The following is a 19,513-nucleotide window of genomic DNA, read 5'->3' as shown; positions in this document are numbered from 1 at the left end:
TGGCCGGCGGAGATGTTTGAAGTGGTTGGCAATGGCAGGATCGTCAAGGCTTGCGCATGCCAAAGAGACCGGGCGCCGCATGCCAGACGGCCTGCGCGGCGAAGCCGATGAACAGGAGGCCGGAGAGCCGCACAATGGCCAGCTCGTGACGGCGATAGAAGCGGCGAACGACGGACGCGCCGATGATCGCGATCAGAATTACATCGGCGACGAGGAAACCGATCAGCGACACGGCGAGCAGCATCGGCAGGGCGTTGAACTCGAGCGCGTTGGCGGAACCGGCAAGCAGCGCCGTGAACGTCGCCAGCGCCACCGGATAGCCTTTGGGATTGGTGAGCCCGAAAATCAGGCCGCGGCGGAGCGGCCGCTCCACTGTCAGCAAAGCGCGATTCTCACCCTTCGGCCGGGCGCGAAGCGCAGTCCAGCCTATCCAGGCGAGGTAGGCGCCGCAGAATAGGCCGAGAACGTCGAAGATTGCCGTGCCGATCGATCGCGCACCGACGATCGCGACGAGCGCCAGCGTCGACCAGACGATATCGCCGGCAAGATGACCGCCCATGAAGAGCGCACCGGCCTTGCGGCCCTGGCCGGCGCCGATGCCAAGCAGCGCCAGAAAAGCGGGGCCGGGGATCAGCGTGTAGGAAAGTGCTGCGAGAAAGGCACCGACAAGAAGCGTCTCGGACATCTTGGAAAATCCCCGGTTGAGTCCGGCCATTCGAGCCTCAGCGCGCGATTCCGTCAAGCGGAAACGGGAAGGGGCGGGCGGGCCGGCGCGCACAATTCTTTCGTCACAAAGATTTCCCTCGATACGAAGTTGCGCTAAGAACGCGGCCTACAGCACCGTGCGTCTGCTCAGACGCACGAAGATCGCTGTAGCATTTTAAAGTGCTGCATGTTCTCACCCTTAAATCGGGCGGGATTTAAGCGAACATGCAGTTGTTTCCCCCTTGAGAAGGACTATCCATGACTGCGCGCAATCTCTTCCTTCTGCCCGGCGACGGCATCGGCCCGGAAGCCATGGCGGAAGTCCGCAAAATCATCGCCTACATGAACGCCGAACTCGGTGCCGGCTTCGTGACGGATGAAGGCCTCGTGGGCGGCTCCGCCTATGACGCCCATGGCGTGGCGATTTCGGAAGGGGACATGACGAAGGCGCTCGCCGCCGATGCAGTGCTCTTCGGCGCCGTCGGCGGACCGAAGTGGGATGCGGTTCCCTACGAGGTGCGGCCGGAGGCTGGTCTCCTGCGCCTGCGCAAGGACCTGGAGCTCTTCGCCAACCTGCGCCCGGCCATCTGCTATCCGGCGCTTGCCAATGCTTCCTCGCTGAAGACCGAGCTGGTCGAAGGCCTCGATATCCTCATCGTCCGCGAGCTGACCGGCGGCGTCTATTTCGGCGAGCCGAAGGAGATCATCGATCTCGGCAACGGCCAGAAGCGCGGCATCGACACGCAGGTGTATGACACCTACGAGATCGAGCGCATCGCCGGGGTAGCCTTCGAGCTCGCCCGCACGCGCCAGAACCGCGTCTGCTCGATGGAAAAGCGCAACGTGATGAAGTCCGGCGTGCTCTGGAACCAGGTCGTGACCGAGACCCACAAGGCGAAATATGCCGACGTGCAACTGGAGCATATGCTGGCCGATGCCGGCGGCATGCAGCTGGTGCGGCAGCCGAAGCAGTTCGACGTGATCGTCACCGACAACCTGTTCGGCGACATGCTCTCCGACGTCGCCGCCATGCTGACCGGTTCCCTCGGCATGCTGCCTTCCGCCTCGCTCGGCGCGCCTGATCCCAAGACGGGTAAGCGCAAGGCGCTCTACGAGCCCGTGCACGGCTCGGCGCCGGACATTGCCGGCAAGGGCATTGCCAACCCGATCGCCATGATCGCTTCCTTCGCCATGTGCCTGCGCTATTCCTTCAGCCTCGTGAAGGAAGCCGACAATCTGGAAAAGGCGATCGCCAACGTGCTCGACAAGGGCATCCGAACCGGCGACATCATGGCCGAAGGCTGCCAAAAGGTTGGTACCACCGATATGGGCGACGCGATCCTTGCCGAGTTCAAGGCGCTTACCGTCTGACCGGCGCACCGGCATCTGACGTTTCACTCGGCTCGTGCCGATGTGGTCCGATGAACAAGCACCTCCGGAGACGTTCCGGAGGTGTTTTATATTTGGGTCTTGATTTCGTTGCGTCCGGCTTCACATGCAGAAGGATGCGAAGGAAAGACGAAATATGAATCAACCGCTTGCTTCCACGGCCTGGATATTCCTGACGACGCTGGTGCTCGTGCTTGCCCTCGTTCCCTTCGATCCGCAACTGTCGCAATGGGCGCAGGACCTGCCAGAGGAAATCGTCGCCTTCAACCGGACGATTACCGATTTCGGCACATTCGCCTGGATGATCTACACTTCTACCTTCCTGCTGCAGGTCGCCTACGTTGACCGGCGGGACTCGCATCACGACACGGTTCGGCACCGAGCGAGAAGCGCGCGCAATCTGTCCGCCTATTTTCTTCTGACGATCGGCACCGCAAGCGTGCTGGTGCATGGGCTGAAATTCCTGATCGGCCGGGCGCGGCCGGAACTTTTCGCCGACTACGGCGCCTACAGCCTGACGCCGTTTACCGGTGAACGATTGTTTGAAAGCTTCCCGTCAGGCCATTCGATGGCGGCCGGCGCCCTTTTCGGCGCCTTCGCGATGCTGATGCCGCAGTTGAGACCCGTGTTCCTGATACTGGCATTGGCGATCGGCGTTTCGCGCGTAATCGTCGGCGCACACTATCCGAGCGATGTTGCCGCCGGCCTGCTGCTCGGCCTCTGGGTCGCGATGATGATCGCATTCGTTTTTGCCCGGCAAGGCTGGCTCTTCCGCTTGGACGCGGGTGGCTGGCCGGCACCGAAAAACGCGACCCCCCCACCAAGTTGACAAATAAAAAGCCGGCGCGGAAGGCCGCGCCGGAGTCAGGAGAGGTCGTTCGGCGAGATGAGGAACGGGGTCTCCGCCCGCATCCCGCGTCATGATTTTGGTCGCCCACTCAGTCCATTACGTGGATATCGCGGTCCTTGGTTTCCGGCAGGAACAAGAGCCCGATAACCAGCGTGATGCCGGCGAAGACGATCGGGTACCAGAGGCCATAATAGATATCGCCCTGGGCCGCGCTCATCGCGAAGGCCGTTGCCGGGAGCAGGCCGCCGAACCAGCCGTTGCCGATGTGGTAGGGCAGCGACATGCCGGTGTAGCGGATGCGGGTCGGGAAGAGTTCGACCAGCAGCGCGGCGATCGGGCCGTAAACCATCGTCACATAGATGACGAGAACGGTCAGCACGGCGATGATCGTCGTCCAGTTGACGCGGGCCGGATCGGCCACCATCGTGAAGGCGCCGCCCTTGTCGATCGAATAGACTGCCATTTCCGTGGCGCCGCCGAGTTCTTCCTTGGTCAGCAGCTTGTCGGCAGTCAGCTTGTCGGCTGGTACCATGGTCTTTTCGCCGGCTCGGACAGCAGCGGCGTCGAGCGCCAGTTCCGGATTGGCTGCAACGAAGGCGTCGAGCTTGGATTCCGGAACCTTCGCCGCCGCACGCACCAGCGGATAGCCGGAAGCCTGAAGCGCCATGTTGACCTGCTTGCTGAAGGCCGCATCCTCTGCCTTCGCCTTGTCGCCCGCGGCAACCGCGTCGTAGCTGTTAATCGTTGACTCACCGATCTTGACGGTCGCCGGCGTTCCCGCCGCCGCAGTGCTTACGACGTCATAGGGAACGGAGTTTTTGGTCAGGAACGCGGTCGCAATGTCGCAGGAGCTCGTGAACTTCTGAACGCCTGTCGGGTTGAACTGGAAATTGCAATCCCCAGGGGCCGCAGTGACCGTGGCGCGGACGTTCTCTTGCGCTTCGGCAAGCGCCGGGTTGCCGGCCCAGGTCAGCGCTTTGAACAGCGGGAAGTAGGTGAGCATGGCAAGCAACAGGCCCGCCATGATGATCGGCTTGCGGCCGATCTTGTCCGACAGCCAACCGAAGAAGACGAAGAAGCCGGTGCCGAGAAGCAACGAGGCGGCAACCATCAGGTTCGCCGACTGCCCGTCCACCTTCAGGACGCCCGTGAGGAAGAAGAGTGCGTAAAACTGGCCCGAGTACCAGACGACTGCCTGGCCGACCACCGCACCGAAGAGTGCCAGAAGTGCGATCTTCGCATTCTTCCACTGACCAAAAGCTTCCGTCAGGGGCGCTTTCGAGCCCTTGCCCTCTTCCTTCATCCGCTTGAAGGCGGGAGATTCGTTCATCTTCAGGCGAATCCAGACGGAAACCCCGAGGAGCACGCAGGAGAGCAGGAATGGCACGCGCCAGCCCCAGGCGGCGAAGGCTTCCTTGCCGACCATGTATTGAACCGCCAGGATGACCACCAGCGACAAGAACAGGCCAAGCGTCGCCGTCGTCTGGATCCAGGAGGTGAAATAGCCGCGGCGCCCATGCGGGGCATGCTCTGCCACATAGGTTGCCGCACCGCCGTATTCACCGCCAAGCGCAAGACCTTGCAGCAAACGTAGACCGATCAGGATGATCGGCGCTGCGATGCCGATTGAGGCGGAGCCGGGCAGGACGCCGACCAGGAACGTCGAGAAGCCCATGATCAGGATCGTAACGAGGAAGGTATATTTGCGGCCGACAAGGTCGCCGAGGCGGCCGAACACGAGCGCGCCGAACGGGCGCACCAGAAAGCCGGCAGCGAAGGCGAGCAACGCAAAGATGGCCTGCGTCGTCGGCGGATATTGGCTGAAGAAGGTCGCGCCGATATAGAGGGCAAGCGAGCCGTAAAGATAAAAGTCGTACCATTCGAAGACGGTACCGAGCGACGAAGCGAAGATGACCTTCTTCTCCTCGCCGGTCATGGGGCCGGCTTTTGCGCCGTCCACTGTTGCGACATTCGCCATTTTGATAATCCTCCACTCCAAAATTGGCATATTGGAGCGCCCATTCCCCGGTCCGGCCATTCCTCCCTGAATGCCCGGACGTGGTGCGCCTGATCAAAGGATGTCAGAAAAGTGGCAGCCAAGGCAGAGATGCTTTGGGCGTATGACTTTCGTCTAATGCGGCGATCGGGCGCGATCCCGAAGCCGTATCACGCAAAAGTGTGGCGCGGTTTTCGCTCTTTCCGGCGCTGGCGAACAGACAGCGGTGGCGGCAAACGCCGGCGGCGGCTTGACTCTTGCCGAAAACCGCGTAAGAGCAGCGGCGAACGAGGAAACCGCAATGCGACCGAACGGTCCGTCCATCGCTGCGTCGATCTTGCCGGCAGTTGCCGGGCAGGCTCGCCATTTCTCGCTCGCTAGCAAAACAACGGCCAAAACGACGACGAAAACCGTCTGACGTCTCTGGCCCTCCGCTCTCTCCCCGGTAAGGCCGGGGACAGGAAACCTCGCGGGCCTCCCGCGCGGCTTCCCCCTCCACCAGACGAGGAGAGACAGAAAGAGAGCTTAGATCATGGGTTTCAAGATTGCAGTCGCAGGCGCCACCGGCAATGTCGGCCGGGAGATGCTGAACATCCTTTCGGAACGCGGGTTTCCCGCCGATGAAGTTGTGGCGCTTGCCTCGTCGCGCTCCATCGGCACCGAAGTTTCCTATGGCGACAAGACGCTGAAGGTTTCCAACCTCGAAACTTATGATTTCTCCGATACGGACATCTGCCTGATGTCGGCCGGCGGCGCGGTTTCGCAGAAGTATTCGCCGAAGATTGGCCAGCAGGGCTGCGTCGTCATCGACAATTCTTCCGCCTGGCGCTACGACGCCGACGTTCCGCTGATCGTTCCGGAAGTGAACCCGGATGCGATCGGCCTTTTCTCCAAGAAGAACATCATCGCCAACCCGAATTGCTCGACGGCCCAACTCGTCGTCGCGCTGAAGCCGCTGCATGACCACGCCAAGATCAAGCGCGTCGTCGTTTCGACCTATCAGTCGGTCTCCGGCGCCGGCAAGGACGGCATGGACGAGCTTTTCAACCAGACCCGCGCCGTCTTCGTTGCCGATCCGATCGAGAGCAAGAAGTTCACCAAGCGGATCGCCTTCAACGTCATCCCGCACATCGACGTGTTCATGGAAGACGGTTACACCAAGGAAGAGTGGAAGGTTCTGGCGGAAACCAAGAAGATGCTCGATCCGAAGATCAAGGTGACCTGCACGGCCGTGCGCGTCCCGGTCTTCATCGGCCATTCGGAATCGGTCAATATCGAATTCGAGAATGAAATCACCGCAGACGAGGCGCGCGAGATCCTGCGCGAAGCGCCGGGTTGCCTGGTCGTCGACAAGCATGAGAACGGCGGCTACGTGACGCCTTACGAATGCGCTGGCGAAGACGCGACCTATATTTCGCGCATCCGCGAGGATGCCACGGTCGAGAACGGCCTCAACATGTGGGTGGTCTCCGACAACCTGCGCAAGGGCGCCGCGCTCAACGCCATCCAGATCGCCGAGTTGCTCGTCAATCGCGGTCTGGTCAAGCCCCGCAAGCAGGCCGCCTGACCGGCCCCGCTCGGGACTGAAGCAAAGCCCCGCCCGGTCCGCCAAGGACCCGCGGGGCTTCGCATTGGGTTCTTCCGCCGGTATTGGGCGGATTCACGTGAAACATGACTAGCATCCCGCGACGCGGGACCAGTAATTGAAGACAAGCGATTGTTCGGGCAATGACGGGGTATTTCATGCACAGGGCAAAGTGCGTAGCGGCGGGGCTTGCGGCCCTGGTTTCGACGGCAATCCTTCCCACGGCCGCCGCGGCGGCTCAATGCGGCAATGACGGGAGCGGCTTTGCGGCCTGGGTAGCTGAGTTCAAGCAGGAAGCCGCCGGCAACGGCATCAGCAGGGCGGTACTCGACCAGGTACTCTCCAACGTTTCCTATAACAGGGCGACCATCCGCGCGGACCGCGGCCAGAAGAGCTTCAAGCTCTCGCTTGACCAGTTCATGCAGAAGCGTGGCGGTCAGGCGATCATCTCGCGCGGCAAGAAGATGCGGGCACAGAACGCCAAGCTGTTTGCCAGCATCGAACAGCGCTTCGGCGTCCCGGCGGGACCGCTGATTGCGATCTGGGGGATGGAAACCGGCTTCGGTTCCTTCTTGGGCAAGGAACACACGCTCTCGGCCGTCTCGACGCTCGCCTACGACTGCCGCCGCTCCGACTATTTCACCAACCAGCTCTACGCAGCGCTCCAGCTTGTCGAGCGCGGCGATCTGAGCCCCGCTGCGCGGGGCGCTGCCCATGGCGAGATCGGCCAGACGCAGTTTCTGCCGCTGAACGTCCTGAAATACGGCGTGGACGGAGACGGCAACGGCCATGTCGACATGGTCCGCTCCAAGGCGGACGCACTCGCCTCCACCGCCAACTTCCTGCGCGGCCATGGATGGCAGCCGGGCGGCGGTTATCAGCCGGGCGAGGTCAACTACGGTGCGATCCAGGGATGGAACGCCGCCAGCGTGTACCAGCAGGCGATCGCCATCATCGGCGCCGAGATAGACGGCGACTGATCGCGACCAACAGAATATGGATTTCGAGCCCGGTCCGAAAGGACCGGGCTTTTTGCATGCCCGGCCCGATTACATGCCCGGTCGGGCGAAATCGCCGGTCTTGGCGTCCATCAGCCAAAGCTCGCCGGTTGAAATATCGAACCAGGCGCCATGAAGCTGCAGCTTGCCCTTCGCCTCGAGAATCTGGACACAGGGGAAGGTGCGCAGGTTGGCAAGCGAATTCCGGATCGACACCCGTTCGAGCGCCCGTTGCCGTTCCGCCTGTGTCATGAATTCGTTGCTCTGGATCTGTTCCGCGGCCGGCTTCAGCAGGTTCATCCAGCGGCCGATGAAATCGCCGGGGGATAGGGGCTCGGCGTCCGGATCGAGTGCCGCCTTGATGCCGCCGCAGCGCCCATGCCCCATAACGACGATGTCGCTGACGCGGAGCGACTGGACGGCAAATTCGAGGGCGGCCGACGTCGAATGATAATGCCCGTCCGGCTCATAAGGCGGCATCAGGTTGGCGACGTTGCGAACGACGAAGAGTTCTCCGGGGCCACTATCGAAGATAGTTTCCGGCGCGGCCCGCGAGTCGCAACAGGCAATGACCATCGTCCTCGGCTTCTGACCGCTTTCGGCGAGTGTCCGATAGCGCTGTTGCTGTTCGTTGAAACGACCGCTCATGAAGTTGCGGTAGCCGTTCAGAAGATGATCCGGAAAGTGCTGCATATCGATCGGTTACCCCAATGCTGCCGACACATCAATCCACGATGCCACGCAATGGCTGTGCGTGAATACTTCTTTATCTCCGCCGCACCTGGCCTGGATGCAAGAGGCGCCGCATCTGCACCATGGCCATGGGCGTTGCGAGGCTCGAGGCATCCTGCTCGAGCGTCAGCTCGTCGGCGCCGCGCTTCGCCGTGCGCGCGATGATCTCGAATACGCTGGCGGTCGCCATCTGCAGCGCCCGCTCTTCCGAAAGCCCCTGAAGCAGCCGCGCCAGAAACACGGCGGCGAGCAGATCGCCGGTGCCGTTCGGTGGATTGTCGATCAACCGGTGTTCGGCGAGCAGCGCATGGCTGCCCGACAGATAAAGATTGCCGGTGCCACCGCTCATCATCGGGATCGCCGAGGTCACCAGCACGCGTGACGGTCCGAGACCGAGTGCCGCATCGAGAATCGCCGTATTCGTTTCAAGCGCGGCACCGGCAAGCCACGAAAGCTCGAAGCGGTTGGGCGTCGCCAGTGTCGCCAGCGGCAGCAGCCGGTCGCGAACGGCGGCGGCAATCTCGGCAGAGACATAGAGGCCGTTGCCATCGCCGATGATCGGGTCGCAGGCGTATACAAGATCTGGATTGCGCTGACGTAATGCCGTCACGAGCTCAGCAACGCCTTCGACGTGGCCGGGCGAACCCAGGTACCCGGAGAGAACCGCCCGCACCTCGCCGGTCCAACGCGCATTGACGAGATCCTCGATGATCGACTGGAACTCCTGATCGGCGATCGTCACCCGTGTCGAAGGGCCGTGGCCCGGATGCCACGGCAATATCACCGTCGGCACGGCCCAGACGCGGTGCCCGAGCGTCTCCAGCGCGAAGACCGCGGCCCGGTTGCCGACGGTGCCGCGAACCACATGGCTTGAAATAACGATGACGGCGCCGGGTGCGGCATGCGTTTCGGGCATCGGGCAATCCCATTCCTTCGAATCGAGGTGTGATCGCCCGACTGTCACCGGCCTGTCAACAGCGGATGCCAGAGATGCCCGAAACCGGGCTTCGGCGTTTTCGTGCGTTTCCACCGTTTTTCGAGCAATTTTTGCAAAATCGCCTTCGATTTAAATGGATTTAGGTCGAAATCGCGCGAATTTCTCCAAAATTCAGCTCGATTTTGCCGAAAACGGGCATAAAACGGTCGCCATTGGCCATGGTTCTGATAGGTTCATCTATCACGTACGGGGAGACAGTTCATGGGCGTGAAATACAATCCGAAGCGGGACAGGCATATCGACGCGGCCAAGGCGGCTGCGGAGAAGATCGGCGCCGAGGCGCTGGCGCCCGAGATCCTCTTCGGCGGGGCGAGCAACGACGACCTAGATCTTTACACCGCCGACATGCTGGCATTGACCGCCGCACATGCACGCAACGAACTCGCACGCTGGGACGGAGGCAAGCCGCAGGTTTCGGTCGAAACCGTGCCGGGCGTTGCGCCCGGCGGCACGGACGTCTCGATCATCGCCATCACCGAACGCAACATGCCCTTCCTCTACGACTCGATCATGGGCGAGGTGACGAGCACGCACCGCGACATCCATCTCGCAATCCATCCCATTCTCGTCAGGGAACCCGGCAAGCCCATCAAGGCGTACGATCCGGATGAGGAAAGCGATCCGGCGCACCGGGTGAGCCATATCCAGATTCACCTGGACAAGCTCGCACCGCTCGAAGCGCGCCAGCTCAGCAAGCGCATCACCGACGTGCTGGACCAGGTCCATCAAGCCGTTCACGACTGGCCGGCGATGACGACATTGCTCAACCAGGCCATGAAGGAACTGGAAGACTACAATGCTTCGCGCAAGAAGAGCGATCGTGACGAGGCGCTCGCTTTCCTTCGCTGGCTAAGAGACAGCAATTTCACGTTCCTCGGAATGCGGGAATACACCTATTCCGGCAAGGGCGAGAAGGCGACGGTCGAACGCGGCAAGGGCAGGGGCCTCGGCCTTCTCTCCAATCCGGATGTCCGGGTATTGCGCCAGGGCAAGGACGCCGTGCTGACGACGCCAGAGATCCTCGCCTTCCTCGAAGGGCCGGAGTTCCTGATCGTCACCAAGGCCAATGTGAAATCCCTCGTCCACCGCCGCGCCTATATGGACTACATCGGCGTCAAGCGCTTCGACACCTCCGGCAACGTGATCGGGGAACTGCGCATCGTCGGCCTCTTCACGTCGACGGCCTATACGCGTCAGGCGTCCGAAATACCGCTGCTGAGACACAAGATCGAAAAGATCATCGATCATTTCGGCTACGATCCCCAGAGCCATTCGGGCAAGATGCTGGCGAACACGCTGGAATCCTATCCGCGTGACGATCTTTTCCAGATCGACGTCGGGCTGCTGGCTGCGTTCTGCGAGCAGATCAACGAGCTCAGCGACCGGCCGCGCATCCGCGTGCTGCCGCGCATCGACCATTTCGACCGTTTCGTCTCGGTCCTCGTCTTCGTGCCGCGCGAGCAATATGATTCGGACGTCCGCGAGAAGATCGGCAACTATTTGAGAACGGTCTATGACGGTCGCGTTTCTGCCTATTATCCCGCTTTCCCCGAAGGCGGGCTGGCGCGCGTCCATTTCATTATCGGCCGCTATGGCGGGAAGACGCCGCGCGTTCCGCAGGCCAAGCTCGAGGAGGCGGTTCGCAGCATCGTCACCCGCTGGACCGACCGCTTCAACCTGCTTGCGCGCAAGGACGGCATCGAGATCTCGGTCGGCGAAGCCTATCAGGCGGCCTTCACGCCGGCTGAAGCCTATGACGATCTTCAGGACATCGCCGCCTGCCGGCGCGACGACCCAATCCGCATCTCGTTCTATCATAAGCAGAAAGAACGGCCGGACACGCTCGAACTGAAGATCTTCCACGCGGAAGATCCCGTCTCGCTCTCGCGTCGGGTGCCGCTCCTTGAAAATCTCGGGTTCCGCGTCATCAGCGAGCAGACCTACGACATCGGCGTCAGCGGGCATGCGGAAGAACAGCGGCTTGTCGTGCTGCACGACATGGAGTTGGTCCACCGCGATGGACATGCGCTCAATCTCGCCAAGACCGGTGTGGCGCTCGAAGAGGCGTTTCTGGCTTCCTGGAACGGCACGATCGAGGACGACACCTTCAACCGGCTGATCCTGCTTGCCGGCCTCACCGCGCGCGAAGTCACGGTGCTGCGCGCCTATGCCCGTTATCTGCGCCAGGCGGGCATTACCTATTCGCAGGGCTATATCGCCGACACGATGAACAAGCATCCGGCGATCGCCGCCGACATCTTCCGGCTGTTTGCGACGCGCATGGATCCGAAGATCGAGGCGAGGGCGAGGACGAAGAAAGGCAACGCCTTACTCTCGGCCATCGAGGAGGCGCTCTCGGCCGTGCCGAGCCTCGACGAGGACCAGATCCTGCGCCGCTATGTAAACGTGATCCAGTCTACGCTCCGGACGAACTATTTCCAGAAAGACGCGGACGGCAGGCCGCGTGCGGTTCTGGCTTTCAAGCTTGATCCGAAGCAACTCGACGGTCTGCCGGAGCCTCGGCCTTTCCGCGAGATCTTCGTCTACGGCACCGAGGTCGAAGGCGTGCACCTGCGCTTTGGCAAGGTGGCCCGCGGAGGCCTTCGCTGGTCGGACCGGGCGCAGGACTACCGCACCGAGGTACTCGGCCTCGTCAAGGCGCAGCAGGTAAAGAACGCGGTCATCGTGCCGGTCGGCGCCAAGGGCGGCTTCTATCCGAAGCAGCTGCCGGTCGGCGGCACGCGCGACGAAATTTTCAAGGTCGGCACGGAAGCCTACAAGACCTATATCCGCACGCTTTTGTCGGTCACCGACAACATCGTCGGCCATGACGTCGTGCCGCCGGCCGATACGCTGAGACTCGATGGCGACGATCCCTATTTCGTCGTCGCGGCCGACAAGGGCACCGCCACCTTCTCCGACACGGCCAACGGGCTTGCCCAGGAAGCCGGCTTCTGGCTCGATGATGCTTTCGCCTCCGGTGGCTCGGCGGGCTACGACCATAAGAAGATGGGCATCACCGCCCGCGGCGCCTGGGAGACGGTCAAGCGTCATTTCCGCGAGATGGACATCGACATCCAGACGACGCCCTTCACGGTCGCCGGCGTCGGCGACATGTCCGGCGACGTTTTCGGCAATGGGATGCTGCTCTCGGAGAAGATCCGGCTGATCGCCGCCTTCGACCACCGCGATATCTTCATCGATCCGAATCCGGATACCGACCTTTCCTTCGCCGAGCGCAAGCGTATGTTCGCGCTTCCGCGCTCGAGCTGGCAGGACTACGACCGCAAGGCGCTGTCGCAGGGCGCAATGATCATCTCGCGCACGGAGAAGTTCGTGACCCTGACGCCGGAGGCGATGACAGCCATCGGCCTCGACAAGCAGAAGGCGACCCCCTTCGAGATCATGAACGCCATCCTCAAGAGCTCGGTCGATCTGCTCTGGTTCGGCGGCATCGGCACCTATGTGCGCGGCAGCAACGAAACGGACGCCGAGGTTGGCGACCGCACCAACGACGCGATCCGCGTCACGGCGGAGGAAGTGCGTGCCCGCGTTATCGGCGAAGGCGCCAATCTCGGCGTCACCCAGAAAGGCCGCATCGGCTTCTCGCTCGCCGGAGGGCGCTGCAATTCCGACGCGATCGACAATTCGGCCGGCGTCAACTCCTCCGACGTCGAGGTCAACATCAAGATCGCGCTTGCTTCGGCCATGCGCGACGGACGTCTGACACGGCCGAAGCGCAACACGCTTCTCGCTTCGATGACCGACGAGGTGGCGCATCTCGTGCTGCGCAACAACTACCAGCAATCCCTGGCAATCTCGCTGACGGAAATGCAGGGGCTCGCGAACCGCACCTCGCTCTCGCGGCTTATGGCGCGACTCGAGGCCGATGGCCACCTCAACCGTAAGGTCGAGACCCTGCCGACGGAGCTGGCCATGAGCGAGCGTTACCAGGCGGGCAAGCCGCTGACGCGTCCTGAGATCGGCGTTCTGCTTTCCTATGCGAAGCTGGTGCTGTTCGAAGAGCTGATCCTCGGCGATCTGCCGGATGATCCCTATTTCACTGCGACGCTGGAGCGCTATTTCCCGGCAAAGATGCGCAAGACCTATGCCGGGGATATCCGCGGGCACCGGCTGCGCCGCGAGATCATCGCGACGGTCCTCGGCAACGAAGTGATCAACCGCGGTGGTCCCGCATTCGTTTCGACGCTGACCGATACGACCGGCTTTCTCTCCGGCGATGTCGTCAAGGCGGCCGTGCTGGCGCTCGACGGCTTCGACCTGCAGCGGATTTACGGTGAGATCGACGCGCTGGACAACAGGATCAGCGGCGCCGTACAGAATGCGCTCTATCAGGAAGTGAGCCGCATCTTCGTGCTCGTAACCGAGAAGGCTTTGCGCACGCGCGCCTCGAGTGGCCCCGTTTCCGATGCGGTTTCGCGTCTGCGCGACGGCTTGCAGAAGCTGCGCGGCACGATGCGCACGGCAATCTCCGGCGACAGCGCCGAAGAGGCACGCCTGAAGGCCGCAGCCTTCATCGAAAGCGGCGCGCCGGCAAAGCTCGCGGAGGAAATAGCCGAACTGTCGCTGATGACCCTCATGCCGGAGATCATGCAGATCTCCACCGAGACCGGCGAAACGCTGAGCCGCACCGCGCAGGGTTATTTCACCGTGACGGAGAACCTCAGGATCAATCGTCTGCTGGCCGCCGCCGATCGCGTACCGGCGACGGAGCAGTTCGAGGCGATGGCGCTTTCGCGCGCCGTCGCCGATATCGGCGCCGCCAGGCGGGACATCACTGTCGCAGCGCTGGTCGAGCAGAAGGGCGAACGCAATCCGGTTCTTGCCTGGCACGACAGTGATCGCGAACGCGTCTCACGCGTTGGCGACCAGCTGAAGCTGCTCACCGAAAAAGGCGAGACGACACTCGCCAAGATTACGGTTGCGGCTGGCCTGCTCAACGACCTTGCACGCGGCAAGACGAAATGACACAGTCCCTCCGGGTATCGGCCCGGAGGACTGATTCCGCTTCGGGTTTCCTCGCGATTTCAACGCGTTATCGGCCCTCGCCAAGCAGTCGGCGAGGGCGATGAATTCCGGAGGGGAAATTGGACGTTACGGCCGAATCGAGAGAGCAGCCCAGGACGCCGCGCCTCGGCATCGCCGGCTGGATGCTTTTCGACTGGGCCGCACAGCCTTTTTTCACCGTCATCACCACCTTCATCTTCGCGCCTTATTTCGTTTCCCGGCTCACGGCGGACCCTGTGCAGGGGCAGGCGGTCTGGGGCTATACGCTCACTGTCTCGGGCATCATCATCGCGGTTCTTTCGCCGGTGCTCGGCGCGATCGCGGACGCGACCGGACCGCGCAAGCCCTGGATCGGCTTTTTCGCCGTCATCAAGATCGTCTCGCTCGTTATGCTGTGGTTCGCCGCGCCGGACTCGCCCATCCTCTATCCGGCGATCTTTCTTGCCCTGGCGACTGTCGCCGCCGAATTTTCGATCGTCTTCAATGATTCGATGATGACGCGGCTGGTGAGCGAGAAAGAGGTTGGCCGTATCTCGAACATTGCCTGGGGACTCGGCTATCTCGGCGGCATGATCGTGTTGATTGCCGTTGTGGGCTTCCTCGCCGGAAATCCGGCAACGGGAAAGACGGCATTCGGCGCGGAACCGCTCTTCGCGCTTGATCCGGCAAAAGGCGAGGACGCCCGCATTACAGGGCCGATATCGGCCGTGTGGTACCTGCTCTTCATTTTGCCGATGTTCTTCTTCACGCCGGACGCGACGAAGGCAGCGATGCCGTTGGGGAGGGCCGCCGCCACGGGCCTCTCGGACCTGAAAGGCACGCTCGGCGAATTGAAGGAAAGGCCCGGGATCTTGCGCTTTCTGGTCGCCCGGATGATCTTTCAGGACGGGGTGAACGGCCTTTTGGCACTCGGCGGCACCTTTGCAGCCGGGATGTTCGCCTGGCAGACAATGGAACTCGGGATCTACGGCATCATCCTCAACATCGTCGCGATCGGCGGCTGCCTCTGTGCGAGCTGGCTCGATGCGCGGCTCGGCTCGAAGACGATCGTGGTCGTCAGCCTCGTCTGTCTCACCCTAGCAACACTCGGCATAGTCTCGACCGGCCCCGGCTTCACGCTGTTCGGGTTGCTGACGCTTCCGACCGACGATACCGGTGGCCTCTTCGGTACGGCTGCGGAAAAGGCCTACATCCTCTACGGCCTCCTGGTCGGCATCGCTTTCGGGCCAGTTCAAGCCTCGTCTCGTTCCTACCTCGCCCGAAGCGTCGCAGTCGAGGAAGCTGGCCGCTATTTCGGCCTCTATGCGCTTTCCGGACGGGCGACCTCGTTCCTTGCGCCGGCGTCGGTCGCGACGATCACGGTGATGGCCGATTCAGCGCGCATCGGCATGTTGGCGCTCGTCGCTTTCCTTGCCGTGGGTCTCATCATTCTTCTGCGCACACCCTATCCGGCGCATACAGCGCCGCGCGTCTAACCAGACGCGCAAAGGTCGCTGTAGAACTTTGAATTTCGGCATGAAAAACCCGCCGAGAGGGTTTCGCGGCGGGTTCTCAAACAGGCTGTCACTGCCCTCAGTGCCGGAAATGGCGCATGCCGGTGAAGACCATGGCAACGTTGTGCTCGTTTGCCGCCGCGATCACCTCTTCGTCGCGCATCGAACCGCCCGGCTGGATGACGGCAGTGGCGCCGGCGGCGATCGCCGACAGCAGTCCGTCGGCGAAGGGCAGGAAGGCTTCCGATGCGACAGCCGAGCCGCGGGTCAGCGGTTCGGCGAGGCCGAGCGCCTTGGCAGCTTCCTCCGCCTTGATGGCGGCGATGCGGGCGGAATCGACGCGGCTCATCTGGCCGGCACCGATGCCGGCCGTCTGGCCGTCCTTCGCATAGACGATCGCGTTTGACTTCACATGCTTCGCCACCTTGAAGGCGAATTTCATATCGTCGAGTTCCTGCGCGGTCGGTGCGCGCCGGGTCACGACCTTGAGTTCGAGATCCTCGACCATGCCGTTGTCGCGCGTCTGGACGAGCAGGCCGCCGGCGACCGTCTTTGCGGAAAGGCCAGGCACACGCGGATTCGGCAGACCGCCGGTCGCAAGCAGCCGAAGGTTCGGCTTGCGCGCGATGATCGCCTTTGCCTCGTCGCTGACCGACGGCGCGATGATGACTTCGGTGAAAAGCTTGACGATCTCGTCCGCGGTCTCGGCGTCGAGCTCCTGATTGAGCGCGATAATACCGCCGAAGGCTGAGGTGGAATCGCAGGCGAGCGCCCGGCGATAAGCTTCCGCAAGCGACGGCGCCGTCGCGACGCCGCAAGGGTTGGCGTGCTTGATGATCGCGCAAGCCGGTGCCTTCTCCGGCAGGAACTCGGCCACGAGCTCGAAGGCGGCGTCGGTATCGTTGATATTGTTGTAGGAGAGCTGCTTGCCCTGCAGCAGCGTGGCGGTCGCGACCCCTGGCCGGTTTTCGCCGGTAACGTAGAAGCCTGCCTTCTGGTGCGGGTTTTCGCCGTAGCGCATCTCTTCCTTGAGCACGCCTCCGATCACGCGATGGCGCGGCATCGGCGTATCGAGAACGTCCGCCAGCCAATTCGAAATTGCCGCGTCATAGGCCGCGGTCCGGGCATAGGCTTTTGCCGCCATTTTCTGGCGGAAGGCATAGCGCGTCGTGCCGCCGGCGATTTCTTCGAGAAGGGGCGCATAGTCGGCGGGATCGGTAACGATGGTGACATAGGCATGGTTCTTCGCCGAAGCCCGGATCATCGCCGGACCGCCGATGTCGATGTTCTCGACCGTCGTCGGATAGTCGCCGCCCTTGGCGCGGACTTCCTCGAACGGATAGAGATTGATGACGGCAAGATCGATGGCCGTGATGCTGTGCTTGTCCATGGCCGCCACGTGCTCGGCATCGTCGCGAATGGCAAGCAGGCCGCCGTGAACACCCGGGTGAAGCGTCTTGACGCGGCCATCCATGACCTCCGGAAAGCCAGTCAACTCCGAAACGTCACTGACCGGAAGCCCGGCGTCCGACAGCGCCTTGTGCGTGCCTCCGGTCGAGACGAGGCGCACGCCCTTTTCATGAAGAGCACGCGCGAGCTCGACAATGCCGGTCTTGTCGGAAACCGAGAGGAGGGCGGTGCGGATCCGGACTTCGTCCGGGGCGGGGATTTTCTTGGAGGCGACAGCCATCAACCATGCTCCTTTGGCGGCGCCGGACGCTCGGGGAGAAGAAGGTGCCGGCGGTTGGGATCGCTGCCCGTTAGCATAGCTTGCCACGGGAAGGAACCTTCAGCGCGGGGAGGAGCGGAAAATAGGTGCCAGAGCGGGATGAGGAAAAGTGTGTTCGGTTTTCCGCCCGCATCCCGCCCTGATTCTTTAGAACCGATCACGATTTATGATTTGGGTCGGTTCGACCAAAATCATCGTGATCTCGGGCGATGTTCTAGCTCTCGCGGGTGAGCGTCCACTGGATTTCCGGCTGTGCCGCCACAGCGAAAGTGACGGTTATCTGCGACGAGGCCCGCACGCCCGAGGGATCGGCAAAGAAGATATCCTCCTCGATCGCCAGTTCCCCATCCCTGCAAGCGAAGAGCCAGGCTTCGCCATCGGGCGCGACCAGGTAGATCTCGCTGTCGCTTGCCCGTCGCATCGCGATCGCCGGGTGGATGTGAAAGCGGGCGACGGCGGTGGCGACATTGGCCGCGTCCGGATCGCCGCCGTCTTCCCGCAAAAGCCGATCGCGGCCACTGACCAGCCGGCCGCCGTTCAAGATGCTGATATCGCGTTCATGGAGAAGGCCGAAGGATACGAGATAGCCATCATGACTGGCCCTGACGGACTCGATGCGGCCCGCCTCGTCCTTTCGCTCGACGAGCACCTTCGACAGGCCGGACGTCATGATTGGTCCGAGGAAGCGCGATTGGGAAAAGCGGCAAGAGGACGTGTCATTGACCGTTACCGTGGAATGAGCGGCCGTCGCCCGTGCCATCTGACGAAATCGTTCGCCGGCGAACTTTGGCGCGCCGGAGTTGATGACGAAGCGGTTTCTGCCCGATGACATCTCGAAGGAGAGGCAGCCGGCATGGGCGCTGCGCGAAAGGTCGATCGAAAGCGGCCGACCCGTATCCATGATGACGACGGTTTCGCCGAGCGACAGCCGCTCATAGTGGACGTGGGGCAAGGACCGGAAGGGTTCGCCGGCCGTTTCGTCATATCGCAGCACAGAGGCGAGTTCGTGCGCCAGAACTGAGGTCGCGCCATTGAAAAGCGCGAGCTCGCCGCCCTGGTGACGGAAGAAGCGCAGTGCCGGATACATCCGGTCGATACAGGGGATGAGCCGCGACGGCACGTCGTGGCCGAGATTGACATAGGTCTGCCGGAGCGGCAGCAGATCGAGCAGCAGCTCGAGCCCCGCCCGGGGGCTGCGAGAGGAATGCCCGCCGTCCGGCAGGATCTGACGATCGAGTTCCTGATCGAGATTGCGGGCGGCCTTGCGGATGGCGGAAGCCGAGGCGGGCATCGAGACGGATGCCATGGCCAGCGCCATACGCACGCGCAGGCGTGCCTCGCCGTCGCAGACCGTGTCCGCAATGTGCCGAAGGTAGCGAACCTGGAACGCCAGGCTTTTCAGGAAGCGACGGTAGAACCCGTGTTCGGCGTTCCGCAGCACCACCGGCGAGTGCGACAGCCAGGCGATGATGCGTTGGGCGATCACGTCGGCTTCCCAGGAAATGCCGCCGATGTTGCGGCCGTGGCTGCCGATCCAGTCGTCGACGATCTGCCGGAGCCTGACGAAGCCGGCATCGTCGCGGATCGCGCGCAGATGCCGCAGCCAGCCGAAGGAGTGGAGCCGGACAGCAAACTCGTGCGACGGCAAATCGATCTCGAAGGGAGATTCGCCTTCGGTGTCGAGCACACGGCCCGCGAGCGGAAAGCGGCCCTGCAGGATCTCTTCAGCGACGAAAGGATCGATCGCCCTCAGGTCTGTTGGTGCAACGATCAACCGGTCGGGAGTTGAACCGGCAAAGCGCATCGCCGTCACGCGGCCGAGCGAGATGCGGCGCGAAAATCGGCGCCAACCTTCCCGCAGGTACAGGTAAAGAAGCCTTTGCTTACCGGAAAACAACATCAGCGCCCGTCGGTTTCCTTATTCCTGCAACGGACCCTTCAAAGCGCCTGAGGCTGAATCATGCCCGGATTGCGCCAGAATCCCTTTCCAGCGCGGAATGGTGCCGGAAAG

12 protein-coding genes are annotated in these 19,513 nt (G+C 62.4%); 6 read left to right on the top strand and 6 right to left on the bottom strand.

From position 1 onward, the window contains the following. Window positions 1–43: 43 nt before the first annotated feature. Window positions 44–685 (bottom strand): LysE family translocator, encoded by a 642-nt coding sequence (locus QN224_RS18520; RefSeq protein WP_173508644.1) that lies wholly within the window; start codon window positions 683–685, stop codon window positions 44–46. A 278-nt stretch (window positions 686–963) separates the two neighbouring features. Between QN224_RS18520 and leuB the strand changes: the two genes are divergently transcribed. Together leuB and QN224_RS18510 are read left to right on the top strand one after the other, a co-directional pair. Continuing rightward, window positions 964–2,076, top strand: coding sequence for a 3-isopropylmalate dehydrogenase (gene leuB / locus QN224_RS18515; protein ID WP_283977876.1), 1,113 nt, complete (start codon window positions 964–966; stop codon window positions 2,074–2,076). A gap of 154 nt (window positions 2,077–2,230) precedes the next feature. Further along, a complete protein-coding gene (locus tag QN224_RS18510) occupies window positions 2,231–2,923 on the top strand; it encodes a phosphatase PAP2 family protein (RefSeq protein WP_283977875.1) in 693 nt (230 codons plus the stop codon). Between the two features lie 109 nt (window positions 2,924–3,032). On the opposite strand, the gene QN224_RS18505 is transcribed toward QN224_RS18510, so the two are convergent. After that, entirely contained in the window at window positions 3,033–4,922 is a 1,890-nt protein-coding gene (locus QN224_RS18505; protein ID WP_173508641.1) for an MFS transporter, read from the bottom strand. Window positions 4,923–5,472: 550 nt separating this feature from the next. Between QN224_RS18505 and QN224_RS18500 the strand changes: the two genes are divergently transcribed. Further along, window positions 5,473–6,507, top strand: a complete 1,035-nt coding sequence (locus tag QN224_RS18500) for an aspartate-semialdehyde dehydrogenase (protein ID WP_283977874.1) — start codon at window positions 5,473–5,475, stop codon at window positions 6,505–6,507. Window positions 6,508–6,683: 176 nt separating this feature from the next. Next, entirely contained in the window at window positions 6,684–7,505 is an 822-nt protein-coding gene (locus tag QN224_RS18495) for a lytic transglycosylase domain-containing protein (protein WP_173508639.1), read from the top strand. A 69-nt stretch (window positions 7,506–7,574) separates the two neighbouring features. On the opposite strand, the gene QN224_RS18490 is transcribed toward QN224_RS18495, so the two are convergent. Both QN224_RS18490 and pdxY read right to left on the bottom strand, forming a co-directional pair. After that, window positions 7,575–8,216 (bottom strand): carbonic anhydrase, encoded by a 642-nt coding sequence (locus tag QN224_RS18490; protein ID WP_283977873.1) that lies wholly within the window; start codon window positions 8,214–8,216, stop codon window positions 7,575–7,577. Window positions 8,217–8,289: 73 nt separating this feature from the next. Continuing rightward, the gene (gene pdxY / locus QN224_RS18485) at window positions 8,290–9,171 is read right to left on the bottom strand and encodes a pyridoxal kinase PdxY (RefSeq protein WP_173508637.1); all 882 of its coding nucleotides are present in this window, start codon (window positions 9,169–9,171) and stop codon (window positions 8,290–8,292) included. Window positions 9,172–9,453: 282 nt separating this feature from the next. On the opposite strand from pdxY, the gene QN224_RS18480 reads away from it, so the two are divergent. Together QN224_RS18480 and QN224_RS18475 are read left to right on the top strand one after the other, a co-directional pair. After that, complete coding sequence (locus QN224_RS18480; protein WP_283977872.1) at window positions 9,454–14,241, top strand: NAD-glutamate dehydrogenase; 4,788 nt, start codon at window positions 9,454–9,456, stop codon at window positions 14,239–14,241. A 182-nt stretch (window positions 14,242–14,423) separates the two neighbouring features. Then, window positions 14,424–15,755 (top strand): MFS transporter, encoded by a 1,332-nt coding sequence (locus tag QN224_RS18475; protein WP_283978046.1) that lies wholly within the window; start codon window positions 14,424–14,426, stop codon window positions 15,753–15,755. Window positions 15,756–15,852: 97 nt separating this feature from the next. On the opposite strand, the gene purH is transcribed toward QN224_RS18475, so the two are convergent. Both purH and QN224_RS18465 read right to left on the bottom strand, forming a co-directional pair. After that, window positions 15,853–17,463 (bottom strand): bifunctional phosphoribosylaminoimidazolecarboxamide formyltransferase/IMP cyclohydrolase, encoded by a 1,611-nt coding sequence (gene purH, locus QN224_RS18470; protein ID WP_283977871.1) that lies wholly within the window; start codon window positions 17,461–17,463, stop codon window positions 15,853–15,855. Window positions 17,464–17,716: 253 nt separating this feature from the next. After that, window positions 17,717–19,402, bottom strand: coding sequence for a heparinase II/III family protein (locus tag QN224_RS18465; RefSeq protein ID WP_283977870.1), 1,686 nt, complete (start codon window positions 19,400–19,402; stop codon window positions 17,717–17,719). Window positions 19,403–19,513 lie beyond the last annotated feature (111 nt).

The organism is Sinorhizobium sp. 7-81 (genome assembly GCF_030124405.1).
Lineage (GTDB): Bacteria > Pseudomonadota > Alphaproteobacteria > Rhizobiales > Rhizobiaceae > Sinorhizobium > Sinorhizobium psoraleae.
Note: the sequence above shows the minus strand (reverse complement) of the source record. Positions and strands in the feature narration are given on the sequence as shown.